The organism is Nocardioides sp. JCM 18999, assembly GCF_055391175.1.
In genome coordinates, this window is the sequence record NZ_AP043887.1 from 1,757,298 (window position 1) to 1,779,374 (window position 22,077).

The 22,077-nt window shown below is 70.5% G+C and carries 21 protein-coding genes; 9 read left to right on the forward strand and 12 right to left on the reverse strand.

Going from position 1 to position 22,077, the window contains the following annotated elements; genetic code table 11:
* Positions 1–27: 27 nt before the first annotated feature.
* Entirely contained in the window at positions 28–2,094 is a 2,067-nt protein-coding gene (locus tag ACZ5J1_RS08550) for an MDR family MFS transporter (RefSeq protein WP_464564354.1), read from the reverse strand.
* A gap of 46 nt (positions 2,095–2,140) precedes the next feature.
* On the opposite strand from ACZ5J1_RS08550, the gene ACZ5J1_RS08555 reads away from it, so the two are divergent.
* From ACZ5J1_RS08555 to ACZ5J1_RS08580, 6 genes are all read left to right on the forward strand, one after another.
* The gene (locus tag ACZ5J1_RS08555) at positions 2,141–2,482 is read left to right on the forward strand and encodes an iron chaperone (protein WP_464564356.1); all 342 of its coding nucleotides are present in this window, start codon (positions 2,141–2,143) and stop codon (positions 2,480–2,482) included.
* Positions 2,483–2,564: 82 nt separating this feature from the next.
* Complete coding sequence (locus tag ACZ5J1_RS08560) at positions 2,565–3,299, forward strand: esterase/lipase family protein (RefSeq protein ID WP_464564358.1); 735 nt, start codon at positions 2,565–2,567, stop codon at positions 3,297–3,299.
* Positions 3,296–4,081, forward strand: a complete 786-nt coding sequence (locus tag ACZ5J1_RS08565) for a lysophospholipid acyltransferase family protein (protein WP_464564359.1) — start codon at positions 3,296–3,298, stop codon at positions 4,079–4,081. Before ACZ5J1_RS08560 ends, ACZ5J1_RS08565 begins: the two co-directional genes overlap by 4 nt.
* The gene (locus ACZ5J1_RS08570) at positions 4,081–5,685 is read left to right on the forward strand and encodes an AMP-binding protein (protein ID WP_464564361.1); all 1,605 of its coding nucleotides are present in this window, start codon (positions 4,081–4,083) and stop codon (positions 5,683–5,685) included. The genes ACZ5J1_RS08565 and ACZ5J1_RS08570 overlap by 1 nt, the downstream gene beginning before the upstream one ends.
* Entirely contained in the window at positions 5,682–7,151 is a 1,470-nt protein-coding gene (locus ACZ5J1_RS08575) for a WS/DGAT/MGAT family O-acyltransferase (protein ID WP_464564363.1), read from the forward strand. Before ACZ5J1_RS08570 ends, ACZ5J1_RS08575 begins: the two co-directional genes overlap by 4 nt.
* Positions 7,152–7,181: 30 nt before the next feature.
* Positions 7,182–8,165, forward strand: coding sequence for an alpha/beta fold hydrolase (locus ACZ5J1_RS08580; protein WP_464564365.1), 984 nt, complete (start codon positions 7,182–7,184; stop codon positions 8,163–8,165).
* A 6-nt stretch (positions 8,166–8,171) separates the two neighbouring features.
* On the opposite strand, the gene ACZ5J1_RS08585 is transcribed toward ACZ5J1_RS08580, so the two are convergent.
* Positions 8,172–9,167 carry an alpha/beta hydrolase gene (locus tag ACZ5J1_RS08585; protein WP_464564367.1) on the reverse strand — a complete coding sequence of 332 codons (996 nt, stop codon included), beginning with the start codon at positions 9,165–9,167 and terminating at the stop codon, positions 8,172–8,174.
* 29 nt (positions 9,168–9,196) lie between these two features.
* On the opposite strand from ACZ5J1_RS08585, the gene ACZ5J1_RS08590 reads away from it, so the two are divergent.
* On the forward strand, positions 9,197–9,649 hold the full coding sequence (locus tag ACZ5J1_RS08590; protein WP_464564369.1) for an SRPBCC family protein: 453 nt from the start codon (positions 9,197–9,199) through the stop codon (positions 9,647–9,649).
* A gap of 17 nt (positions 9,650–9,666) precedes the next feature.
* Here the strand turns inward: ACZ5J1_RS08590 and ACZ5J1_RS08595 are convergent, their stop codons facing one another.
* From ACZ5J1_RS08595 to ACZ5J1_RS08625, 7 genes are all read right to left on the reverse strand, one after another.
* Positions 9,667–10,125 (reverse strand): peroxiredoxin, encoded by a 459-nt coding sequence (locus ACZ5J1_RS08595; protein ID WP_464564371.1) that lies wholly within the window; start codon positions 10,123–10,125, stop codon positions 9,667–9,669.
* Positions 10,125–10,907, reverse strand: a complete 783-nt coding sequence (locus ACZ5J1_RS08600) for an LLM class F420-dependent oxidoreductase (RefSeq protein ID WP_464564373.1) — start codon at positions 10,905–10,907, stop codon at positions 10,125–10,127. Before ACZ5J1_RS08600 ends, ACZ5J1_RS08595 begins: the two co-directional genes overlap by 1 nt.
* Positions 10,908–10,931: 24 nt before the next feature.
* A complete protein-coding gene (locus ACZ5J1_RS08605; protein WP_464564375.1) occupies positions 10,932–11,642 on the reverse strand; it encodes a spermidine synthase in 711 nt (236 codons plus the stop codon).
* A gap of 14 nt (positions 11,643–11,656) precedes the next feature.
* Positions 11,657–14,611 (reverse strand): bifunctional [glutamine synthetase] adenylyltransferase/[glutamine synthetase]-adenylyl-L-tyrosine phosphorylase, encoded by a 2,955-nt coding sequence (locus tag ACZ5J1_RS08610; RefSeq protein WP_464564377.1) that lies wholly within the window; start codon positions 14,609–14,611, stop codon positions 11,657–11,659.
* Positions 14,612–14,615: 4 nt separating this feature from the next.
* On the reverse strand, positions 14,616–15,959 hold the full coding sequence (locus tag ACZ5J1_RS08615) for a glutamine synthetase family protein (RefSeq protein ID WP_464564379.1): 1,344 nt from the start codon (positions 15,957–15,959) through the stop codon (positions 14,616–14,618).
* A 54-nt stretch (positions 15,960–16,013) separates the two neighbouring features.
* Positions 16,014–16,715, reverse strand: a complete 702-nt coding sequence (locus ACZ5J1_RS08620; RefSeq protein WP_464564381.1) for a matrixin family metalloprotease — start codon at positions 16,713–16,715, stop codon at positions 16,014–16,016.
* 342 nt (positions 16,716–17,057) lie between these two features.
* Positions 17,058–18,284 carry an HNH endonuclease gene (locus tag ACZ5J1_RS08625; RefSeq protein WP_464564383.1) on the reverse strand — a complete coding sequence of 409 codons (1,227 nt, stop codon included), beginning with the start codon at positions 18,282–18,284 and terminating at the stop codon, positions 17,058–17,060.
* Positions 18,285–18,484: 200 nt separating this feature from the next.
* Between ACZ5J1_RS08625 and ACZ5J1_RS08630 the strand changes: the two genes are divergently transcribed.
* On the forward strand, positions 18,485–19,015 hold the full coding sequence (locus tag ACZ5J1_RS08630; RefSeq protein ID WP_464564385.1) for an RNA polymerase sigma factor: 531 nt from the start codon (positions 18,485–18,487) through the stop codon (positions 19,013–19,015).
* The gene (locus tag ACZ5J1_RS08635; RefSeq protein WP_464564387.1) at positions 19,012–20,061 is read left to right on the forward strand and encodes a CU044_5270 family protein; all 1,050 of its coding nucleotides are present in this window, start codon (positions 19,012–19,014) and stop codon (positions 20,059–20,061) included. Before ACZ5J1_RS08630 ends, ACZ5J1_RS08635 begins: the two co-directional genes overlap by 4 nt.
* Here ACZ5J1_RS08635 and ACZ5J1_RS08640 read toward each other — a convergent pair.
* Genes ACZ5J1_RS08640 through ACZ5J1_RS08650 form a run of 3 tightly spaced genes read right to left on the reverse strand, consistent with a single transcriptional unit; the run spans position 20,041 to position 22,055 of the window.
* Complete coding sequence (locus ACZ5J1_RS08640) at positions 20,041–20,670, reverse strand: alpha/beta fold hydrolase (protein ID WP_464564389.1); 630 nt, start codon at positions 20,668–20,670, stop codon at positions 20,041–20,043. The two genes, ACZ5J1_RS08635 and ACZ5J1_RS08640, sit on opposite strands and share 21 nt — an antisense overlap.
* A 15-nt stretch (positions 20,671–20,685) precedes the next feature.
* On the reverse strand, positions 20,686–21,426 hold the full coding sequence (locus ACZ5J1_RS08645; protein ID WP_464564390.1) for a hypothetical protein: 741 nt from the start codon (positions 21,424–21,426) through the stop codon (positions 20,686–20,688).
* Complete coding sequence (locus ACZ5J1_RS08650) at positions 21,423–22,055, reverse strand: SatD family protein (protein WP_464564392.1); 633 nt, start codon at positions 22,053–22,055, stop codon at positions 21,423–21,425. The genes ACZ5J1_RS08645 and ACZ5J1_RS08650 overlap by 4 nt, the downstream gene beginning before the upstream one ends.
* Positions 22,056–22,077 lie beyond the last annotated feature (22 nt).

A 22,077-nucleotide genomic window follows, 5' to 3' on the forward strand; every position in this document is an offset into this window, starting at 1 on the left:
CGGGGTGTGAGCCCGATCACAAGCACCTCAGAGAGACCCGGCGAGCTCCAACCGGTGCCGCGGAGCAGCGAAGAAGCCAACCTGGGCGGTGGCGATCCGCTTGGCGATCCGGCCGACGTCGATCGCCTCCTCCTCGGTCAGGTCGCGGCCGTACTCCTCCTCGATCTCCGCGATCAGGGCACGGTGCACGGCCCGCAGGATGGTGGAGAAGGTCGCCTTGCCGGCCTCGGTGGTGTGGTAGCCGTCCTCCTCCAGGGTCAGCTGACCCTCCCTGACAGCGTCCGACAGCGCGGGGCGCAACACCCCGGCAGGCAGCTGGTGGCGCACCCCCATCTCCTCGATGGTCGGGGCCGCATGCCAGTGCAGGGTGTGCAACGTGGTCTCGACCACCGCCCACACGACCGCGTCGTCGGGGGTGTCGTCCCGGGCCAGGATCCGGTCGCGGATCTCGGTGCGGCGTCGACTGCGCAGCACCGAGACGATCATCGACTCGAGCTGCTCGGTGGTGCTCCGCTCGTCGGGGACCGCGAACGCGCGGCCGACGTCGTTCGCGGTCTCGGCGACCAGGCCGCGCAGCGGTACCTGCTTGAGCATCAGCGCCAGCACCACCCCGACCAGGGCGACCGGGACCGCGGTCATGAAGACCACCTGGAACGCGTCGGAGTAGACGCCCCGGAGCACCGTCTGGGCCGCGGCCGGCAACGCGTCGAGGCCCTCCGGGGTCGAGATCGCCTGGGGCGGCACGCCCGTCTGCTGCAGGGCTGCCGGCAGGTGGTCGTCGAGCTGGTTGACGTAGACCGACCCCATCACCGCCGCGCCGAAGGTGCTGCCGATGGTGCGGAAGAAGCTGACCGCCGAGGTCGCGACCCCGAGATCGGCGTACTCGACCGTGTTCTGCACGACCAGCACCAGCACCTGCATCGAGAGCCCGATCCCCGCACCCAGGACCAGCATGGCAACGGACATCGAGAGGAAACCGGAGTTCTGGTCGAGCTGGGCGAGCAGGAAGGCGCCGAGCGCCATGATCGCGCACCCGAAGATCGGGAACAGCCTGTACCGACCGGTCCGGGAGACGACGGTGCCCGCGGCGGTCGAGGCGACCAGGAGCCCGAACACCATCGGGAACGTCCGGGCACCGGACGCGGTGGCGGAGATCCCCAGGCAGTACTGCATGAAGCTGGGCAGGTAGGTCATCGTGCCCATCAGAGCGAAGCCGACGACGAACGAGAGCACGCAGCTCACGGTGAACACGCTGGAGCGGAACAGCCGCAGCGGGAGGATCGGGCTCTCGGCCCGGCCCTCGGCGAGGACGAAGAGGCCCAACGCGACGACGGCGCCGATGAACAGTCCGATGATGGTCGGCGACGTCCACTCGTACTCGGTGCCACCCCAGCTGGTGGCGAGCACCAGCATCGAGGTCGCGGCCGTGATCCAGGCGATCCCCCACCCGTCGATCGCGGGTCGATTGGCGCTCCTGCGCGAGTTCGGCAGGTAGAACCACCCGGCGATCAGGATGCCGATCGCGATCGGCACGTTCACGTAGAAGACCGCACGCCAGGAGACGTGATCGGTGAGCAGGCCGCCGAGGAACGGGCCGATCACCGTGGTGACCCCGAAGACCGCACCCATCGCGCCCTGATAGGTGCCGCGCAGACGCAGCGGAATGATGTCGGCGATCATCGCGGTCGCCGTCACGGTGAGAGCACCGCCGCCGAGGCCCTGCAGCGCCCGGCTCGCGATCAGCCACGTCATCGACTCACTCGCGCCGGCCAGGGCCGAGGCGGCGACGAAGACGGTGATGGCAACCAGGAAGATCAGCTTGCGACCGAAGATGTCACCGAGCTTGCCGCCGAGCGCGGTGGCGACGGTCTGGGTGAGCATGTAGGCCGTCACCACCCAGGACAGGTGCGCGGCCCCGCCGAGGTCGCCGGTGATCGTGGGCAGTGCCGTCGCGACGATGGTGCCGTCCAGCGCCGCGAGCAGCATCCCGCCGGCGATCAGGGCGAAGGCGATGTTGCGCCTGCCCACCCCCATGGTGTCGGCGGGTGATTCGTCCGGTGCTGCCTCGAGGTCATCCACGGTCGCAGTGGTCACCTTCGGCACGGTAGTGCTCGACGCCGAGCGTGAATAGGGTCGTGCCATGGACGAGGCCGAGCTGACCGATGACCAACGAGCAGTGATCGAGCGGTACTACAGCCGCGCTGCCGAGATCGTTCCGGAGATGACCACCGGGATGTCCTACGGCATGCACGCCTGTCTGTACCGGGGCAAGGGCGTGCTGAGCGTGATCGCGACCCGTGCCGGGTTCTCGATGTTCCCCTACAGCGGCAGCCAGATCGAGGAGCTCGCTCCGCGCCTGGAGGGCTTCTCCCTCTCCAAGGGCGGGATCCGCTTCACCGCCGACCACCTCGTGCCCGACGACGTCTTCGTCGACCTGCTCGCCCTGCGCATGGCTGAGATCGATGCCACGCTGGCCAGGTAGGCCATTTCCTTGCCGCTGAGCGGAACAGCGGGGATACTTCGAACCGAAAACTGAAACACGTTCTACATGGCATGGGGGCCAGGTGTACGACTTCGAAGGCGAGCAGAACGGGACGAGCACAGCAGCGGGGGCGCCACCTCGCGTGCTGACCCTGCTCGAGCTCCCGCGAGTGACGGTCGAGTACGGCGCCTCCCGGATGCTGGATCTGGCCGCGCCGGCACGCGACCTCGGCCAGGGCCGACCGGTCCTGGTGATCCCCGGCTTCTCCGCCGACGACCGGCTCACCGGTCGCCTCCGGGCCCACCTCACCCGGCAGGGCTTCGCGGCGCACGGATGGAACCTCGGCACCAACCGCGGTCTCACCGAGGAGATCGTCGCGGGACTCCCCCTCCGCTTCGCCGAGATCGCGGCGGGCAGCGACCAGAAGGTCGCCATCGTCGGCTGGAGCTTCGGCGGTCTGCTCGCCCGGTGGCTCGCCCACCAGAACCCCGACCGGGTCAGCCAGGTGATCTGCCTGGGATCGCCGTGGCGTGCCGAGGGCGAACGCACCCGCGCCACCGCGATGTTCGAACGCTCCCGGGTGAAGTACGGGATGGTCGAGCACGCCCGCGACATCATCGACCAGCTGCGCCAACCGGTCCCCGTCCCGCTGACCGCGGTCTGGTCCAGGACCGACGGCATCGTGCCCTGGCAGGGCTGTGCCGTCGACGAGCGCACCAGCCCGTTGACCTACAACGTCGAGGTGCTCTCCAGCCACGTCGGGATGGTCTCCAACCCGCTCGTGCTCAAGACCGTCGTGAAGCGACTCGCCGCATGACCACCCTCGAGCAGCGCGACCCCGGCTACGTCGCCCGGGCGCTGCCGCTGCTGAAGACCGCGATGAAGGGGTACTTCCGCTCCACCGTCACCGGCATGGAGCACGTCCCGGACGGCGGTGTCCTGATGGTCGGCAACCACTCCGGTGGGCTGTTGGCGATGGACGTCCCGATCCTCGCCGTCGCCTTCGCCGACCAGTTCGGTCCGGAGCGGCCGCTGTACTGCCTGGCCCACGACATGCTCTTCACCGGCGTCGCCGGCCCGGTGATGCGCAAGTTCGGCTTCGTCAACGCCACCCGTGAGGCCGCCCACGACATCCTCACCTCGGGCGGCGTCACGATCGTCTTCCCCGGCGGCGACTACGACGCCTTCCACCCCACGGCCAGCTCGACGGTGGTCGACTTCAACGGCCGGACCGGGTACGTCCGGACCGCCGTGGCGGCCGGGGTCCCGATCGTCCCGGTGGTGTCGATCGGCGGGCAGGAGGCCCAGTTCTTCATCTCCCGCGGCCAGTGGCTCGGGCGCCGCTCACCGCTGCGCAAGGTGATGCGGACGGACCTGCTGCCGATCAGCTTCGGCTTCCCGTTCGGGTTCAGCGCCGTGCTGCCGCTCAACCTGCCGTTGCCGACCAAGATCACCACCCGGGTCCTCGAACCGATCGACGTCGAGGCGCAGTTCGGCCCCGATCCTGACCTGGCCGAGGTCGACGCCCACGTGCGGGCCCGGATGGATGAGGCGCTGAGCGAGATGGCCCGCGCCCGGCGCTTCCCGGTGATCGGCTGATGCGCCGGCAGATCTGGGCCATCTGGGTCCTGATCCGGACCCGGATGTTCGTGCTGATGAGCCCGGTGAAGTACTGGCGCCTGGTCCAGGCCCTGCGGATCCAGGGCACCCACGCCACCACCGGCTTCACCCTGGCCGCGATCCGCTGCCCCGACCGGGTCGGCCTCGTCGACGAGCGGGGTTCCCTGACCTGGGCCGAGCTGCAGTCCCGCGCCGACGCGCTCGCCGTCGGCCTCCTCGAGCTCCACGGCGGTCCGGTCGAGACGATCGCGATCCTGTGTCGCAACCACCGCGGCTTCGTCGACTCCCTGATCGCGACCTCCCGCCTCGGCGGCAGCTCGTTGCTGCTCAACACCGGCTTCTCCGGGCCGCAGCTGGCCGACGTGATGGAGCGCGAGGGCGCCCGGATCCTGATCTACGACGAAGAGTTCGACGGCGTCGTCGCCGAAGCCCGCGAGCGGGTCGCGGGTCTGATCGAGGTCCGCGCCTGGACCGACACCCCGACCTCGCTGCCGACCAGCGACGACCTGATCGCGCAGTACGCCGGCCAGGTGCCGCCACGCCCCGCGACTCGGGGCCGCGTGGTGCTGCTGACGTCGGGCACCACCGGCACCCCGAAGGGAGCGCGCCGCACCGGCGGCGGCACGGACGAGCTCGCGGGGATGCTGGAGAAGATCCCGTGGCGCGGCGAGGAGACCACCGTCGTGGTCGCCCCGATGTTCCACGCCTGGGGCTTCGGCCAGCTGGTCATCGGCGCGACCATGGCCTGCACCGTCGTGACCCGCCGCAGGTTCGACCCCGAGGCCACCCTGGCGCTGGTCGACCAGCACCAGGCGACGGGCCTGAGCGTCGTCCCGGTGATGCTCGAGCGGATCATGGAGCTGCCCGCCGCGACGCTCGACTCCTACTCACTCGCCTCGCTGCGCTTCGTCTCGGCCAGCGGATCCCGGATGCGTCCGCAGTCGGTGATCGCGTTCATGGACCGCTTCGGCGACGTGGTGCACAACAGCTACAACGCCACCGAGGCCGGACAGATCAGCGTCGCCGTCCCCGCCGACCTGCGCTACGCGCCCGACACCGCCGGCAGAGCGGTGCGCGGCACCCTGCTCCGGATCGTCGACGATGCCGGTCGCGACGTCCCCGCCGACACCGTCGGGCGGATCCTCGTCCGCGGCGCCTCCCCCTTCGACGGTTACACCGGTGGCGCGGAGAAGGAGTTCATCGACGGCTACATGGTCAGCGGCGACGTCGGTCGGCTCGACACCACGGGTCGTCTCTTCGTGGTCGGCCGCGACGACGACATGATCGTCTCGGGCGGCGAGAACGTGTACCCGATCGAGGTGGAGAAGGTGCTCGGCGCCCACCCCTCGATCCGTGAGGTCGTGGTCGTCGGTGTCCCCGACGAGGCCTTCGGCCAGCGCCTGGCGGCGTACGTCGTCCCCGACCCTGCCCGGACCGCGCCGTCGGCGACCGAGCTCAAGGACGAGGTCAAGGGCAAGCTGGCCGGCTACAAGGTGCCCCGCGACGTGGTCTTCCTCGACGCCCTGCCCCGCAACGCGTCCGGCAAGGTGATGGTGCGCGACCTGCCGGTGGCCTCCCCGTGAGTGCCACCGTGAAGCCGGCGATCGAACGGATGACCGGCATCGATGCGGGCTTCCTCTACATGGAGACGCCCGCCGTCCACATGCACACGCTGAAGATCGCCATCCTGGAGAACCAGGACGACCAGCGCAGCGGGATCACCTTCGAGGTGTTCCGCGCCGGCATCCTGGCCCGGCTGAAGCGTTTGCCACCGATGCGCCGACGCATCGTCGAGGTGCCGTTCGGACTCAACCACCCGGTCTGGGTGACGCTGCGACGGATCGATGCCGACCACCACCTGCGCCGGCACGTGCTGGGCGGGGCGGGATCGATGGCGGACCTGGAGGACCTGATCGGCGAGATCACCTCGACACCGCTGGATCGGGACCGCCCGTTGTGGGAGCTCCACTTCGTCGAGGGACTGGCCGGCGGTCGGGTCGCGGTGGTCGGCAAGATGCACCACGCGTTGGCCGACGGCTCGGCGGCGAACGCCCTGCTGGCGAACGTCACCGACGTCCGCTCGGCCGCGTTGTCGGAGCCGGCGGACGAGGAGTACGAGACCCGGGACCGGATGCCGTCGCGACGCAACCTGATCCGGTGGGCGATCGCTGACGCGGCCGACCAGCTGCGCATCGTCCCCGGGCTGCTGCGCCGCACCTTGCAGGGCATCCTCGGGGTCGCCGCCGAACGCCGAGCTGGCGCGAAGGCCCCCGTCCCGGTGCTGCACGCCCCGCGGGTCTCCTTCAACGGAGCGCTGACCCCCCGCCGCTCCTTCACCACGATCACCCTCCCGCTCCCGGAGATGAAGCGGGTCCGCGCGCAGCACGTCGCCGCCGGACTCGACATCACCCTCAACGACCTGGTCCTCGGCGTCGCCTCCGGCGCACTGCGTCGCTGGATGGCCGATCACGGCGAGCAGCCGCGCAGCTCCCTGCTCGCCGGGGTGCCGGTGAGTGCGGACGACCGGGACGCCATCCCGCGGCTGGGCGGCAACCGGGTGTCCAACCTGTTCACCACGCTCGCGACCGACATCGACGACCCGGTCGAGCGGCTCCGGGTGATCGCCGAGACCACCACCCACGCGAAGCGGATCAACGCCCGCCTCGGGTCGACGTTCCTGGCCGACTGGTCGCAGTTCACCCCGCCGCGACCCTTCGCCGCGATCATCCGGTCGTACTCGCACCTGCGCGCCGCATCCTGGCACCCGGCTGCGTTCTCGGCGATCGTGTCCAACGTGCCGGGCCCGCGGGAGCCGGTCAGCATCGGCGGTTCGGCGTTGGTGGATCTGTACAGCGTCGGCCCGCTGGTCGACGGGATCGGGCTCAACATCACGGTATGGTCGTACGTCGACCGGATGAACTTCGCGCTGCTCGCGTGTCCGGACCTGCTCCCCGATCTGCCCTCGCTCGCTGGCTACTTCCCGGCCGCCCTGGCCGAGTTCGACCTCCATCCGCCCACCGCCTCGGAGGTCGATCAGGCCACCGCCTGATCGCCTTCGTCCGTGCCGAAAGACGTTGCCGTGACTCGTGCTTTCACCGTCGCCACCTACCTGCCGCGGACCGCTGTGCGCTGGGGCGCCCGGGCGACCGGCTTCACGATCCGCACCGCGATCCGGCGCACCCAGACGATGCCGCCGATGCCGCCGCTGCCGCCCGGCGAGGTCCTGCACCTGCCGACCCGCGGCCAGGTGTTCGTGGTCGACACCGGCGCTCCGCATGAGAACGCTCCGACCCTGCTGCTCTTCCACGGACTGGCCACCACGGGCTACCTGACCTGGTTCAGCTCGATCGACGACCTACGGGCCGAGTACCGCTGCATCCTGATCGACCAGCGCTGGCACGGCCGCGGCATCGTCTCGGACCGCTTCCGGTTGGACGACTGCATCGACGACGCCGTCGCCGTGCTCGACCAGCTCGGCATCGACTCCGTGATCCCGGTCGGCTACTCGATGGGCGGCGCCTCGGCGCAGGTCTTCGCCCACCGCTTCCCCGAGCGCACCGCCGGCCTGGTCCTCGCCTCCACCTCGGCCTGCTGGAAGGTCGGGCACGGCGAAGCGCTCTTCTATCCCCTGCTGCACGTCGCGACCGACCGGTTCCACCCGTTCCTCCGCTCCCGGGTCGCCCGGACTCAGGCCGCGATCTCCGACCTCGACCCGACCCTCGGCACGTTGAGCGAGTGGGCGTGGGGCGAGTTCCGCAGCACCAGTCCCTGGGCGATGCCCGAGGTGCTCGGCGAGCTGGGTCGCTTCGACGGCCGGGCCTGGTTGGCCGATGTCCAGGTGCCTGCAGCGGTGGTCATCACCGCCAAGGACAAGGCGATCCCGGCGGCCCGCCAACGGGCGATGGCCGCGGCGATCCCGACCGCGATCGTCTACGAGGCACCGGGCGGTCACGCCTCGGTGGTCTTCGACGTCGATCGCTGGCGTCCGATCTTCCTCGAAGCGATCGCCGGCGTGGTCGACCGGATCCCGGCGGGCAGCTCGACCGAGAAGGCCGGCGCCTGAGCGCTCTCAGAGCTCGCGGCGCAGGAAACGGACGATCTGCTCCAGGGCCGTGCGCGCCACGGGAACCGCACCGGGGATCGAGAAGAACCCGTGGATCCCGGCGCTGTACTCGTGCTCCTCGACCGCGACACCCGCATCCCGCAGCGCCGACGCGTAGTTGCGCGAGTGGTCCCGCAGCGGGTCGGCGCCAGCACTGATCACCAGCGCGGGCGGGAGATCGGCATGGCTCGTGGCGCGGATCGGGGACGCGGTCCAGTCCTCGACGCCGTACGACTCCCCCATGTAGAACCGGGCGAACCGCTTCATCCCGGCCTTGGTGAGCAGCGGGCCGGCGGCGTACTCGTCCTCCGACGGGTACGTCTCGTACATCTCGACCGCCGCGTAGAGCAGCACCTGCGCCTTCACTCGCGGCACTGAGGAATCCTCGCGGGAGCGCAACGCCAGGACGGCGGCCAGATTGCCGCCGGCGCTGTCGCCCATCACCGCGAGCCGGTTCGGATCGCCGCCGTGCTCGCTGACGTGGTCGGCCACCCAGGCGAGGGCGGCCTCGGCGTCGTGCACGGCTGCGGGATAGGGGTGCTCCGGTGCGAGCCGGTAGGTCGGCGAGACCACCACCGCGGCCAGGCGTACGGCGAGGGTGCTGGCCAGCCACTCGGACTGCTCCGGGGAGCCCTGGCACCAGCCGCCGCCGTGCAGGTTGAGCACCACCGGGAGCCGGGCCCCGGGCCGGGTGCCGATGGGGGTGTGGATGTGGAACCGCTGGCTGAAGCCGTCGCGCTCGACGACGACGTCGGTGACCGTCACACCGCGGGCGGGACGGCCGAAGATGAGGGTGCTGCCGCGCATCGTCATCAGTCGGGCGCGCGCTTCACGGGCCGCGACCATCTCGGCCGGTGTCGTCACCTCGCGCGAGCTGCGCGCCAACAGGTCGGAGAAGATGCGGGTCCGCCAGGCCAGGGCGGTCCGCCCGGACGCGTCGCCGGTCGAGATGGTGCTGGTCATGGCGACAGCCTGCCGCATAGGGTCCCGGCATGGCTTCCTTCGCCCAGACCCGGAGCATCGACATCACGGCCGACACCGCCCGTGTGCACGGGCTGATCAACGACTTCCACCACTGGATCGACTGGTCCCCGTGGGAGGAGATGGACCCCGACCTGAAGCGCACCTACTCCGGCGCGGAGGCCGGCGTGGGCAGCCACTACGCGTGGGAGGGCAACAACAAGGTCGGCACCGGCACGATGGAGATCACCGCGTCGGCCCCCGAGCGGGTCCAGATCGCGCTGGAGTTCATCAAGCCGTTCAAGGCGAGCAACACGTGCGTCTTCACGCTGGCCCCGGCCGGCGCCGGCACGCACGTCGAGTGGACGATGACCGGCACCCGCAACCTGTTCATGGAGATCGCCGGGAAGCTGTTCTTCGATCGCGCGATCGCCAAGGACTTCGACCGCGGGCTGGGCAAGCTCAAGGCGCTGGCCGAGAGCTGACCCAGCCCGGAAGCGATTCAGCGGAGCGCGGCGAGCGCCTGGTCCGCGTGCTCCTCGGTCTTGAACAACCCCTCGACCACGGTGGCGATGGTGCCGTCACCGTTGATCGCGAAGGTCACCCGCTGCAGCGGACCGGCGAGCCCGAAGAGCAGCTGCTTCACACCGAAGAGCTTGCCGACCGAGCTGGTCGGGTCCGAGAGCAGCGGGTAGTCCAGGTTGTGGTTGGCCGCGAACCCGGCCTGCTTCTCCACGGAGTCCTTGCTGATCCCGATCCGCTGGACGCCGGCGGCGGCGAACTCGGCCGACAGGTTGCGGAAGTGGCACGCCTCCTTGGTGCACCCGGGCGTCTCCGCGGCGGGGTAGAAGAAGATCACTACCGGTCCGTCGGTCAGCAGCTTGGACAGCGAGACCTGCTCGCCGTTCTGGTCGGGCAGGGTGAAGTCGGGGGCGGTGTCCCCGGCGCGCAGCAGTGCCATCAGTTGTTGACCTTGTCTCTCCAGGCCACGAGGGCCTTCAGCGGCTCCAGGTCGAATTCCGGACCGCCCACACCATAGGTGATCAGGCGGGCGCCCTGGTCGTAAACGCCCTGGGCGTCCTCGACGGGGTTGCCCCGCACGGCCACGGAGACCTCGATCTCGTTGACGTCGCGCCCGATCGTCTCGCAGTGCCCGGCCAGGACGGCCAGCTTGTGGTCGAGCTCGGCGCCGGAGACGAACGTGTGCCAGATGTCGGCGTGCCGGGCGACCAGCTTGAGCGTCTTCTTCTCGCCCCCACCGCCGATCAGGACCGGGATGTCACGGGTCGGTGCGGGGTTGAGCTTGGCCAGCCGGGACTCGATCCGGGGCAGGTCGGCGGCCAGCTTGTCCAGGCGGCCACCGGCGGTGCCGAACTCGTAGCCGTACTCGTCGTAGTCCTTCTCGAACCAGCCCGATCCGATGCCGAGGATGAGCCGGCCACCGCTGATGTGGTCGACGGTGCGGGCCATGTCGGCGAGCAGCTCCGGGTTGCGGTAGCTGTTGCAGGTGACCAGCACTCCCAGCTCGGCGCGGGTGGTCTGCTCGGCCCACGCCGCCAGCGTGGTCCAGGCCTCGAAGTGCTTGCCCTCCGGCTCGCCGTAGAGCGGGTAGAAGTGGTCCCAGTTGAAGATCACGTCGGCGCCGATCTCCTCGGCGCGGGCGACGGCATCACGGTAGGACGCGTAGTCGGAGTGTTGCGGCTGCAGCTGCACGCCGACGCGCACAGGGCGGGTGGAGGTCATGCACCCAACGCTACCGACGCGCCCCTAGCGCGGCGTGCCGCCCCCGAACGAGTCACTCACCGCGGTGCCGGCGAAGACCCGGTACTCGTGCGGGGCGGGTGAGCCGAACGGCTCGTCCGGTACGACGCCGAGCGCGAGCACCAGGTTGCCCGGTCGTTTCGCCTTGAGCGTGGCCGGCTCCGCCCCGAGCACCATCACCGCAGCGGGACCGAACGCCGCCCTGGCTCCGGCGACAACGGCACGGATCATCGCGAACGGGACCCCGTCGGCGAGGTTGACCAGCAGGATCCCGTCCGCATCGAGCACCCGGCGCACCTCGGTGAGGAACCCGAGCGTGGTCAGCTCTGCGGGCACCACCCCGTCGCGGAACGCGTCGACGATCACCACGTCCTGGCTGGCGTCGCGGACCTCGGCGATCCCGGCCAGCCCGTCGACGGGTCGGACCTTGATCCCGCTGCGCGGCGGTAGCGGAGCGTCGCGCCGGACCTCCTCGATCACGTCGGTGTCGGGCTCCAGCACGATCTGCCGGGAGCCGGGCCGCAGCGCCGCGAGGTAGCGGGGCAGCGTCATCGCGGCTCCCCCGACGTGCAGCACCCGCAGCGGCCCGGCCGGCAGCCGGTCGAGCACGTCACCGATCCTGCGCATGTAGTCGAAGGAGAGGTGCGTGGGGTCGGAGAGGTCCAGCGCGGACTGGGCGAGCCCGTCGCGTTCGAGGACGTAGAGCAGACGGCCCATCCCAGATCCTTTCGTCAGCCCCAGAAGACCCGGTCGACGACACCCCGGGCGAGCCGGGTGAGCCGCTGGTGGTCGTTGACCAGCTCGTGCGACGTCCCGGCGCCGTAGCCGAGCAGCGTCGAGACCGCCGTCAGCTCGCGGGGATCGGTCGGTAGCTGGTCGGCCGGGCGTCCGCGGACCAAGGTGACGGCGTTGCGCAGCCGACTCACCATCCGCCAGGTCTCGGCCAGGATCTCGGCGTCCTCGTCGGCCAGCAGCTCCGTGGCCCGGGCGGCGGCGATCGCGTCCAGCGTCCGCGGGGTGCGCAGGCCGGGCTCGGCGTGGGCGAAGCGGAGCTGGAGCAGCTGGATCGTCCACTCGAGGTCGGCCAGTCCCCCACGCCCGAGCTTGAGGTGGGTGGCGGGGTCGGCACCGCGCGGCATCCGCTCGGTGTCGACGCGGCCCTTGATCCGGCGGATCTCGCGGACGGCGTCGTCGCTCAAGCCCCCTTCGGGATAGCGCAGCGGGTCGATCAGTGCGGTGTACGCCTCCCGCAGCCCGGGATGGCCCACGACGGCATCGGCCCGGAGCAGCGCCTGCCGCTCCCACGGTTCGGTCCACTTGGCGTAGTACGCGGCATAGGAGTCGAGGCTGCGCACCAGCACGCCGCTACGTCCTTCCGGGCGCAGGTCCGCGTCGATCTCCAGGGCCGGGTCGGGACCGGCGACGCCGAGCAGGCGGCGCAGCTCCGTGACGACCTTGAGGCTGTACGACGCCGCGTCGCTGCTGTCGGCGCCGGGCACCGGCCGTTGCACGAAGAGCACGTCGGCGTCCGACGCGTAGGAGAGCTCGTAGCCGCCGTACCGGCCCATCGCGACGATCGCGAGGTCGGCCGGCGCGTCGGTGCTGCCGAACATCTCGGTGGCGACCGCCTGCGAGACGACGGTGAGGGTCGCCTCCAGGGTGGCGTCGGTGAGCCGGGTCAGCCCCTCCCCGACCTCGGTCACGTCGAGGAGGCCGTCGACGTCACCGGCGGCGATCCGGAACAGCTCCCGGCGTCGGATGGCGCGGATCGAGCGGACCGCCGGGGTGAGCTCCACCCGGCGTCGGCCGCCGGCGAGCATCTCCTCGACCAGCGCCTCGGAGCTCTTCGGGGCGAGGTCCTCGGTGAGCAGCCGGACCCCTTCGGGCTCACGCTCGAGCAGGTCGGTGGCGTACCGGCTGGTGGTGAGCACCCGGGCGAGACGCTCGGCGACCAGGCCCTCGTCGCGCAGGGTGCGCAGGTACCAGGGAGTGGAACCGAGCGCTTCGGAGATCCGCCGGAACCCGAAGAGGCCGGCGTCGGGGTCGGGGCCGTCGGCGAACCACTGCAGCAGCACCGGCAGCAGCTGGCGCTGGATGTCGGCGGTGCGGGACACGCCCTGGGTGAGTGCGGTCAGGTGGCGCAGCGCGGCAGCCGGGTCGGCGTAGCCGAGGGCCCGCAGCTGGGTGCCGGCCGCCTCGAGGGTGAGGTGCGCCTCGCCGCCGGGCAGCGCGGCGACCGCGCTGAGCAGCGGCCGGTAGAAGAGCTTCTCGTGGATCCGACGCACCTCACGCCGGTGGGTCTCGAGCTCCTCGGCGAAGCGGGACACGGGCTCACGCAGGTAGCCCAGGGAGCGACCCAGCCGTCGCAGGGCGTCCTCGTCGGTGGGCAGCAAGTGGGTGCGGCGCAGGCCGAAGAGCTGGATCCGGTGCTCGACGGTGCGCAGGAACGTGTACGCCGCGTGCAGCGTCTCTCCGTCCGCCCGGCCGACGTACCCGCCGCTGGTGAGGGCGTGCAGAGCCGACAGGGTCGTGGGGGCGCGCAGGGACTCGTCGGCGCGGCCGTGGACGAGCTGGAGCAGCTGGACGGCGAACTCGACGTCGCGCAGCCCGCCCTGGCCGAGCTTCAGCTCGCGGTCGGCGTCGCGCTGCGGGATGTGCTCGATCACCCGGCGTCGCATCGCGCGGGTGTCGTCGACGAATCCCTCCCGTTCGGCGGCGCTCCAGACCAGGGGCGTGACCCCGTCGATGAAGGCCCGGGCCAGGGCGCGGTCGCCGGCCGCGGGGCGAGCCTTGAGCAGTGCCTGGAACTCCCAGGTGCTGGCCCAGCGCTCGTAGTAGCCGAGCATGCCGGTCAGGGTGCGGCTGAGCGGACCGGCCTTCCCCTCCGGGCGCAGCGCCGCGTCGACCTCCCAGATGTTGCCCTCGCCGGTGTGCTCCCCGCAGATCCGGATGGTCTCGGCGGCCAGGGCTGCCGCGGCACGACCGGCGGTGTCCGGGTCGGCGCCGTCGACGGGTTCGTGCACGAAGATCACGTCGACGTCGGAGATGTAGTTGAGCTCGTGGCCGCCGGTCTTGCCCATCGCCAGGACCGCCAGGGAGACCTGGTCGGCATCGGCGACCTCGGTCCGGGCCACGTGCAGGGCCGCCTCCAGGACCGCGCAGGCGAGGTCGGAGAGCTCGGCCCCCGTGTCCTCGAAGGAGAGGGTGTGGCCGAGGTCGCGGGCGGCGAGCCGGAGCAGCAACCGGCGGTACTCGACTCGGAGGATCGCGACCGCGTCGGCGCGCGGACGCCCGTCGACGGCGGCGATGAGACTCTCGCGCAGGAAGAAGCTCGGCGGACGGGTCGAGCCGAGGGTCGGGTCGGTCAGCTCACGCCAGTGGTCGGGATGGCGTTCGAGGTGCTCGCCCAGTGCGGCGCTGGCACCGAGGACCCGCAGGATCCGCATCGAGGAACCCTCGTCGTCGGCGAGGGTGGCGAGCAGCTCGTCGCCCTCCCCCTGCGCCTCCGCCGCGGCGACGAGCCGGGTCAGAGACGCCAGCGCGAGATCCGGGTCGGCGGTCAGGCCGAGCATCGCCAGGAGCGGCTCCGCGGCGGCTCCGAGCGCGTCGAGGCCCACCTGGGCTGCGTCGGTGTCGAGGAAGCCCAGCCGGATCAGGGCGACCTTGCCGGTGGTCCGCCGGATCATCGGCTCAGAGGATGGGCAGCATCTGGTTGCGCTCGAAGGCCGAGACCTCGGCGCGGTACGACGCCCACTCGCTGCGCTTGTTGCGCAGCACGAAGTCGAAGACGTGCTCCCCCAGCGTCTCGGCGAGCAGCTCGGAGTCCTCGGCCAGCGCGATCGCCTCGTCCAGGCCGCGCGGCAGCGGCTCGATGCCGAGGCTGCGGCGCTCGCGGTCCGACAGCGACCAGACGTCGTCCTCGGCCTCGGGCGGGAGCTCGTAGCCCTCCTCGATGCCCTTCATCCCGGCGGCGAGCACCGCGGCGAAGGCGAGGTACGGGTTGCACGCGGCGTCCATGGTGCGCAGCTCGACCCGGGTCGAGTTGCCCTTGAGCGGCTTGTACATCGGGACGCGGACCATCGCGGAGCGGTTGTTGTGCCCCCAGCTGACGTACGACGGCGCCTCACCCTGGGCGACGAGCCGCTTGTAGGAGTTGACCCACTGGTTGGTCACGATGCTGATCTCAGGGGCGTGCCGCAGCAGACCGGCGATGAACTGGCGGCCCGTCTGGGACAGGCCGTACTCGGCGCCGGCCTCGTGGAAGGCGTTCTGGTCACCCTCGAACAGGGACAGGTGGGTGTGCATGCCCGAGCCCGGGTGCTCGGTGAACGGCTTGGGCATGAAGGAGGCCCAGATGTTCTGGCTCAGCGCCACCTCCCGCACGACGGTGCGGAAGGTCATGATGTTGTCGGCAGTGGAGAGCGCGTCGGCGTAGCGCAGGTCGATCTCCTGCTGGCCGGGGCCACCCTCGTGGTGGGAGTACTCCACCGAGATCCCCATCGCCTCGAGGTTGGTGATCGCCTCGCGACGGAAGTCGGCGCCCTCGCCCTGGGCGGTGTGGTCGAAGTAGCCGTTGGAGTCGACCGGGACCGGGACCTCGCCGTCCTCGAAGCCGCCCTTGAACAGGTAGAACTCGATCTCGGGGTGGGTGTAGAAGGTGAAACCCTTCTCGGCGGCGCGCGACAGCGTCCGCTTGAGCACGAAGCGCGGGTCGGCGTACGACGGCGAGCCGTCGGGCATGACGATGTCGCAGAACATGCGCGCGGTCGCGGGGCCGGGGCCCTGGTCGCGCCACGGCAGGATCTGGAAGGTCTGCGGGTCGGGCTTGGCGAGCATGTCGGACTCGTAGACCCGGGCGAAGCCCTCGATCGCCGATCCGTCGAAGCCGATGCCCTCGGCGAAGGCGCCCTCAAGCTCGGCCGGCGCGACGGCGACGGACTTCAGGAAGCCGAGCACATCGGTGAACCAGAGGCGGACGAACCGGACTTCGCGCTCTTCGAGTGCCCTGAGGACGAAGTCTTCCTGCTTACCCATGCCGCAAACCCTATCGGGCAGAGCAGGAGTCGATGTGCCGGACACATGAGTGAGTCACGACGCGCAGGACCCAGCTCCCAGCTTCGCTAGTCCGGTGAGATCGCCATCCGCGTAGGTCACCTGCCCGTTGTTCGTGGGTGACATCAGTTGCGTCGGGTCCTCGACGTGCGCGAGCCCCAGCACGTGCCCGAGTTCGTGCATCACGACGGCCTGCTCGGCACTGGTTCGATGCTGAGCGCTCTCATTCTGGAACCATCCCTGTTTCAGGGCGATGGCACCGGCGGTGAAATGGGGCTGGACCGACCCGTCGAGGGCTTCGAGGGAACTCCCCCCGACACCGACCGCATCCGGGGGTATGTCCTTCCCGCTGAGCTTGGGGACGAAGGAGATCACCACCGGCCCCCGGCCGCCCCGTTGGCGGTCCTCCCAGGTCGCGTCGCTGACGCCGTCGTACTCGAACTTCAGCCCGGAGGCTTCCTGAGCTGCGTTGATCGCGGGCAGGATGAAGGCAAGGTAGTCCGCCGGCGCGCCCGCAGGATTGACGACCAGGTGGATCGCGCGACACGGGTCGTACGTGACCGGGTCACCGGCGGTGTCGTACTGGGCGACCGTGTAGGCGGATGACACAACAGCGGGACGAACTTCCGGCAAGAGCCTCTCGGGGCCGCCGAACCCGAAGCGTTGCGCCACGTCAGCCATCGGCCCACTCCCCCGCACGCCCACGACGACCGTGGCGAAAACCACCACGGCAGCCATCAGGACGACCGTCCACAGCGTCCGGTGGCTGTTCTTCGGTGGCGGCGGAGACCAGGAACGTGGCAAAGGAGGCGGTGCGGATCCACGAGAACCCCCGCGGGTGACGCCCGTCCACCGATGGCCGTCGTGGTACCGCTCACCGTCTCCGCCGGGGTCGGAATGCCAGCCGCGTGTCACGGGCATGCGCGTCGTCTTCGCTTGGCATCGGCTTCCACGCGAGCAGATGTTAGCCAGTCCCGGGACCCTCGGTGCCCCCATTTGAGGGCGCTCTCACGGGATCGCACTCGACGCCTCGTCCCTCACCGCAAGCCACCATCCGACCCGCTAGAAGCAGACGACCGCCTATGCCGCCGCGTAGTCGGTGGCGAGAACGACCCGAGGACCTGTGCGGTAGATCTCCACGACCATGGCGGTCGGACTGGGCCTAGGCGGATGCAGCATCGGCGGACTGCCGGAGGCGGGATCGAGGTCGGGGTTCTGTTTGGCCCAGTTGCACTGGCGGCATTTCCCGTGGCCGTTGTCGGCGGTGGTGGGTCCACCGGTGGCCCAGTCCTGGTGGTGGTCGATGTGGGCAATGCTCGCGCCGCAGCCGGGGGTGGTGCAGTACTGGTCGCGGAGCTTGATGAACTCAGCCAGTGCGGGTGGGAAGCGGCGGGCTTTGGATTCCATCGCGACCAGCTGCCCGGTGGCGGGTTCGGTGTAGAGCCGACGGAGGGTGGTCGTCATCCCGGCGGTGTTGGCTTGGAGGAGGAGTTGCTTCGCCAGGTGGGCGGGGATGGGTCCCATCCCGGACAACCAGGCCGGCTCCTGGGATCCGTTGAGGAGGCTGGTGTCGGTCATGATCAGGTTGAGCTTCACGCCGTGGACGGGCTGGTCGAGACCCAACGCATCGGAGCCGGTGACCCGCGCGACGAGGGTGTCGGCTCGGACCTGGCCACGACTGGTCGCCACCCCGGCAGCGACGGCGGTGTCGGCGGCAGCATCGAGGGCACCTTTGACGGCGTAGAGCTGTTCGATGGGCAGGAGTGCGTGGAGCCAGCCCATCCCGTCGCCGCGGTCGGTGGGCCGGCACGAGACGTGGCGGTCCTCGATCGCGTGGGCGCGGCGGGCTTCGACGGTGGCACCGTCAAGCTCCGTCGCGATCGCACGGGTGGCGTGGGCGATCTTCTTCGGTGCGAGCTCCCCGAGGTCGGGCTTGGCTGCGATTCGGGTGTCGAGCTCGGCTACGTCGGCGGGGTCGAGGTCGGCTGCTTCGCGGAGGATCGTGAGGACGCGGTACTCGTTGAGCTCGCCGGCGTCCCAGAGCTCGCGGACCTGCGGGAGTGCCGTCATCTTCTTGGCTGCGGCGAGCACGACCCGGCCTTGGGTCGGGGTGATCCGGCGGGCGGCGGCGATGATCTCGGCGACTCCGCGGCCCTGACGCTCCACGGGTTCGCCGCGGTGGGCGGCCCGGTCACGGACGGCACGGTCGAGTTCACGTGCGAGGGCGGCTTGGCGGGCTTCGATCGAGGCTTTCTTGGTCTCGAGGGCACGCAGTTCGTCGACGAGGGTGTCGATGAGCTGGTTCATGCTGTCTCCCGAGTTCGGCGATGTGACAAAGCCGATGCGCCGAGTCTACTCCGGGTCACAAACTTCGGTCAAGCAGCAGTGCCGCTTCCCTGTGGAATCGAACCCGCCGCCACAGTCCGCACCCGTACGCTGCGAACGCTCCTGCTGCTCAGGACAAGTAGTGGGTGAAGGCTCGTCCGAGCCGGACAGGAGCTGACCAGATGACCGACGCCGACCTCGTCGCGAGATCGATCACCGACCCCCACGTGTTCGAGGAGCTCGTCTCCTCCCTCGGCCCCCGGGTCCACGCCTACCTCGCCCGACGCGCACCCCAGCACGCCGACGACCTGCTCAGCGAGGTCTGGCTGGTCGCGTTCCAGGCCAGGGAGCGGTACGACGCCGCCCGCGCCGAGGTGGCTGCCTGGATGTTCGGGATCGCCCGGAACGTGCTGCTCGCTCACCTGCGCCACCAACGGCAGCGTCAGGGCCTCCCCGTCGCCGATCCTCAGACCGACGAGTGGGAGGCGGTCGATCAACGCCTCGATGCAGCGGGACTCGCACCGGCGCTACGACGCGCACTGGCGGACCTGCCTGCCGACGAACGCGACGTGCTCCTGCTCGTCGCCTGGGAACAGCTCAGCCCGACCGAGGCCGCGACCGTCCTCGGCATCCCCGCGGGAACCGCTCGTTCCCGCCTTCACCGCGCCCGGGCGCGGATGACCACCACCGTCACAGGAGAGCGCCTGCCATGAACGACCTCGACACCCTCGACCCCTGGACCGAGCTCAGCCGCGCTGGCGAGGTCCCCCCGGCCTCGGAGCAGAGCTTGCTGGACGCACGCGCCGCTGTCCGTCGAGCAGCCACCACCGAGACCCTGCGCGCCAAGGTCGTCCGAGCGCGCCGCCGGCGCGTCCGACTCGCCCTGACCGCCGGCGTGATCGCAGCCTCGATCGCCGTCGGCGCGGTCAGGATCACCGTCGGCGACCACGAGCTCGCACCCTCGCCGGCCGCCGCGGCGGTGCTGGAGCGCGCAGCGCGCGCCGCCATGACGGAAGACAGCCTTGTCGTCGGGCCCGGCCAGTACCTCAGGATCACCCTCGTCGAGCAGAGCTGGGGCGCGTCCTACGGATCCGAGAGGGACCGGGTTCTCACCGGAAAGGACGGGAAGCCGGCCACCACCGAGGAGCGACGCACGCGCACCATCTGGATCCCCCACGACATCGACCAGGACTGGGTGATCAGGGACGGCTCGAAGGTGCTGCGCTACGGCACCTCCGATCCCGCCTACCACTACGGCGGGGAACCCACGGAGACATGGAGCGAGCCAAGCTGGAGCAAGCACGGTGACCGGTACATCAAGACCTATGACCCGGACTGGTACGCCGACCTGCCGCGCGACCCGCAGGCACTGATCGCGGCGATCTCGGACAGCGAGTCCGGACGCGAAGGATCCGGGCTCGCCTACGACTTCGAGGAGGTCTACAGCGAGGTGCTGCGCAGCGGGATGGCTCCGCCCGAGGTCCGTGCCGCGCTGTTCACCGGCCTGGCGGAGACCCCGGGCATGGTCGTCGAGCACGACGTCACGACCCTGGACGGTCGCTCGGGCGTTGCCCTGGGTGCCGCCGACAGCAACTGGCGGATGATCTTCGACGCGACGACCGGTCGCTACCTCGGTGAGCGCGCGACCGACCCTTCGTTCCCTGACGTCACTGGGCTGGATGCGGACAAGACCACCTGGCTCAGCTCCGTGACCAGCACCGTGGTCGACCACGCACCTTCAGCCGAGCCGGCGCGCTAGCTCGACCGGCCGGCTCAGCTGGACCATGTGGCCGGACTCGATCTCCTCGGCGACCACGCCGAGCCGTTCCTGCGCCAACCGGCGCAGGAACGGCGCAGGGAAGAGCCGGTCCTCGGTGCCGAGGATGAAGCGCGTGCGCACGTCGGGCCATGCCGCGAGGGGCCAGGGACCTGCCGCCGCAGCGGACGAAGGATGGTCTCTCATTCGACGCTTCGACTCGGTGACGAGTGCGGGCGGCACGTCGTGGAAGTAGAGCTCGTCGTCGGAGCCGTGATCGGCGGGCTGGTCACCGGTGTTCGCCCACCAGTCCTCGGGGGACTCCCCCGGCGCGGGGATCATCCCGGCGACGAGGACGAGCTCACGCACCGGAAGCAGTGCAGCGACCAGCGGCGCCATGAAGGCGCCGAAGGAGTGCCCGACCACCACGAGGTCCTTGCGTTCCTGCACTCCTGCAGCCGCCGCCTCGGCATAGTCCTCGAGTCGTAGGGAGTCACCAGCCGGGAGGTCGGGCGCGACCGTGTGATGACCTCGCGCACGCAGCTCGGCCTCGACCAGGTGCCAGGTCCAGCCGACATCACCGGCACCGTGGATCAGCAGGAACGAGCTCACCGCACCAGCCTCGCGTCAGCGGGCGGCCAGTGCCAGGGTGCCGAGCGCGAACGTCCAGGAGACGAAGTTCCCGACCAGGAAGTACTCGGTCACCTCGGTGATCGAGGGTCCTTCCTTCGCATCGCGTGCGGCCTGCAGCTCGGGGAAGCGCAGCAGTCCCTTCGCGGCGATCACCAGCCCGACGGCGCTGTAGGCGCCGGCCAGTCCGAGGCCGAGGATCAGCCCGCGTTCCATCGGGCCGAGCAGGCGGCCACCCTTGAGCCGCGGGCCGGCCTCGGCCTGGTCACGAACCAGCGGGCTGACCGTGTGGGTGGCCTGGAGGACCAGCCGCACGATCACGTTCCCGGTGGAGCCCTGGACCAGCAACGCCCCGAGCAGCAGCACGAACCGGTTGACTCCCAGGCCGGCGATGAGCGGCAGGCCGGCCGCGTCCAACCAGTCCTGGAGCGGGCCGCCGTCGGCGTCGCCGTACCCGCTGATCGCGATGGCGCCGAGCAGGGCCGCGAGGGCGAGGGTGAGCGGCAGCGCGGGCACGCGCCGACCGAAGCCGATCCGCACCGCTGAGCCCCAGGCGAAGACGATCAGGGCGATCGCGACCGCAACCGCGATCTCGGTGAGCTCGTCGTAACCGGCGAGCAGCCCGAGACCGACCACGACGAGGGCGGCGAGCGTCTCCGGAACCCAGCGGATCGGCCAGACCGCGTGACCCAGGTCGGCGATCCCGAACCCGACGAGGAGCAGACCGAGCCAGATCATCGGATCGACTCCAGCAGCTCCTCGACGGCGAGGATCGACTCCAGGCCGCCCCGGATCCGCTGGGAGACCGCCGACGGGCTGATCCCCAGCTGCTGGGCGATGTCGAGCTGACTCATGCCCGCCAGCATGCCGTGCAGGACCGACACTCCCCGCTCTCCCACGTCGGCGAGCAGCAGATCACGGGCCAGCAGGGCGGCGTTCACGGCGGCTGGATCGGCCCCGTCCACACCCTCGGCACAGCGGTACGCCGTCCGCAGGGCCCGGGTGGCGCGGACCGTCTCCGCCTCCTCGACCGCTTCGATCGCCGCGCGCGCCGCCCACCAACCGGGGCCGTCCTCGACCCGGGGAGCATCCTGGAGCACCTCGATCCCGCCCCAGCCGAGGCCGTGTCGGACGGAGACGGCGGGACCGAGGAGGAGGTCGATCCGGAGAGAGGCGGCGATCGCCGCGCCGATGCTGCCGAAGCTGCCCTGGTACTCGTCACCGACCGTGATCCGCACCGGTGCGAGGGGATGGCCGGCCGCGTTGACCTGGTCGATCGCCGCGCTCAGCGCTCGGTGGAGCCCCGGCCGGTCGCCGCTGACGCGCGAACCGACGACGTCGCCGATCAGGGTGGCTCGGAGCTCCATATGAAGAGAATACCTTCAAATC

What these genes read in the sequence shown, in the direction of transcription:
- ACZ5J1_RS08555 (WP_464564356.1), top strand. Translation starts at nt 2,141, where the DNA reads ATGGACGAGGCCGAGCTGACCGATGACCAACGAGCAGTGATCGAGCGG.
- ACZ5J1_RS08615 (WP_464564379.1), bottom strand. Translation starts at nt 15,959, where the DNA reads ATGGGTAAGCAGGAAGACTTCGTCCTCAGGGCACTCGAAGAGCGCGAA.
- ACZ5J1_RS08565 (WP_464564359.1), top strand. Translation starts at nt 3,296, where the DNA reads ATGACCACCCTCGAGCAGCGCGACCCCGGCTACGTCGCCCGGGCGCTG.
- ACZ5J1_RS08650 (WP_464564392.1), bottom strand. Translation starts at nt 22,055, where the DNA reads ATGGAGCTCCGAGCCACCCTGATCGGCGACGTCGTCGGTTCGCGCGTC.
- ACZ5J1_RS08570 (WP_464564361.1), top strand. Translation starts at nt 4,081, where the DNA reads ATGCGCCGGCAGATCTGGGCCATCTGGGTCCTGATCCGGACCCGGATG.
- ACZ5J1_RS08585 (WP_464564367.1), bottom strand. Translation starts at nt 9,167, where the DNA reads ATGACCAGCACCATCTCGACCGGCGACGCGTCCGGGCGGACCGCCCTG.
- ACZ5J1_RS08645 (WP_464564390.1), bottom strand. Translation starts at nt 21,426, where the DNA reads ATGATCTGGCTCGGTCTGCTCCTCGTCGGGTTCGGGATCGCCGACCTG.
- ACZ5J1_RS08605 (WP_464564375.1), bottom strand. Translation starts at nt 11,642, where the DNA reads ATGGGCCGTCTGCTCTACGTCCTCGAACGCGACGGGCTCGCCCAGTCC.
- ACZ5J1_RS08635 (WP_464564387.1), top strand. Translation starts at nt 19,012, where the DNA reads ATGAACGACCTCGACACCCTCGACCCCTGGACCGAGCTCAGCCGCGCT.
- ACZ5J1_RS08600 (WP_464564373.1), bottom strand. Translation starts at nt 10,907, where the DNA reads ATGACCTCCACCCGCCCTGTGCGCGTCGGCGTGCAGCTGCAGCCGCAA.
- ACZ5J1_RS08595 (WP_464564371.1), bottom strand. Translation starts at nt 10,125, where the DNA reads ATGGCACTGCTGCGCGCCGGGGACACCGCCCCCGACTTCACCCTGCCC.
- ACZ5J1_RS08620 (WP_464564381.1), bottom strand. Translation starts at nt 16,715, where the DNA reads ATGGCTGCCGTGGTGGTTTTCGCCACGGTCGTCGTGGGCGTGCGGGGG.
- ACZ5J1_RS08610 (WP_464564377.1), bottom strand. Translation starts at nt 14,611, where the DNA reads ATGATCCGGCGGACCACCGGCAAGGTCGCCCTGATCCGGCTGGGCTTC.
- ACZ5J1_RS08590 (WP_464564369.1), top strand. Translation starts at nt 9,197, where the DNA reads ATGGCTTCCTTCGCCCAGACCCGGAGCATCGACATCACGGCCGACACC.
- ACZ5J1_RS08630 (WP_464564385.1), top strand. Translation starts at nt 18,485, where the DNA reads ATGACCGACGCCGACCTCGTCGCGAGATCGATCACCGACCCCCACGTG.
- ACZ5J1_RS08625 (WP_464564383.1), bottom strand. Translation starts at nt 18,284, where the DNA reads ATGAACCAGCTCATCGACACCCTCGTCGACGAACTGCGTGCCCTCGAG.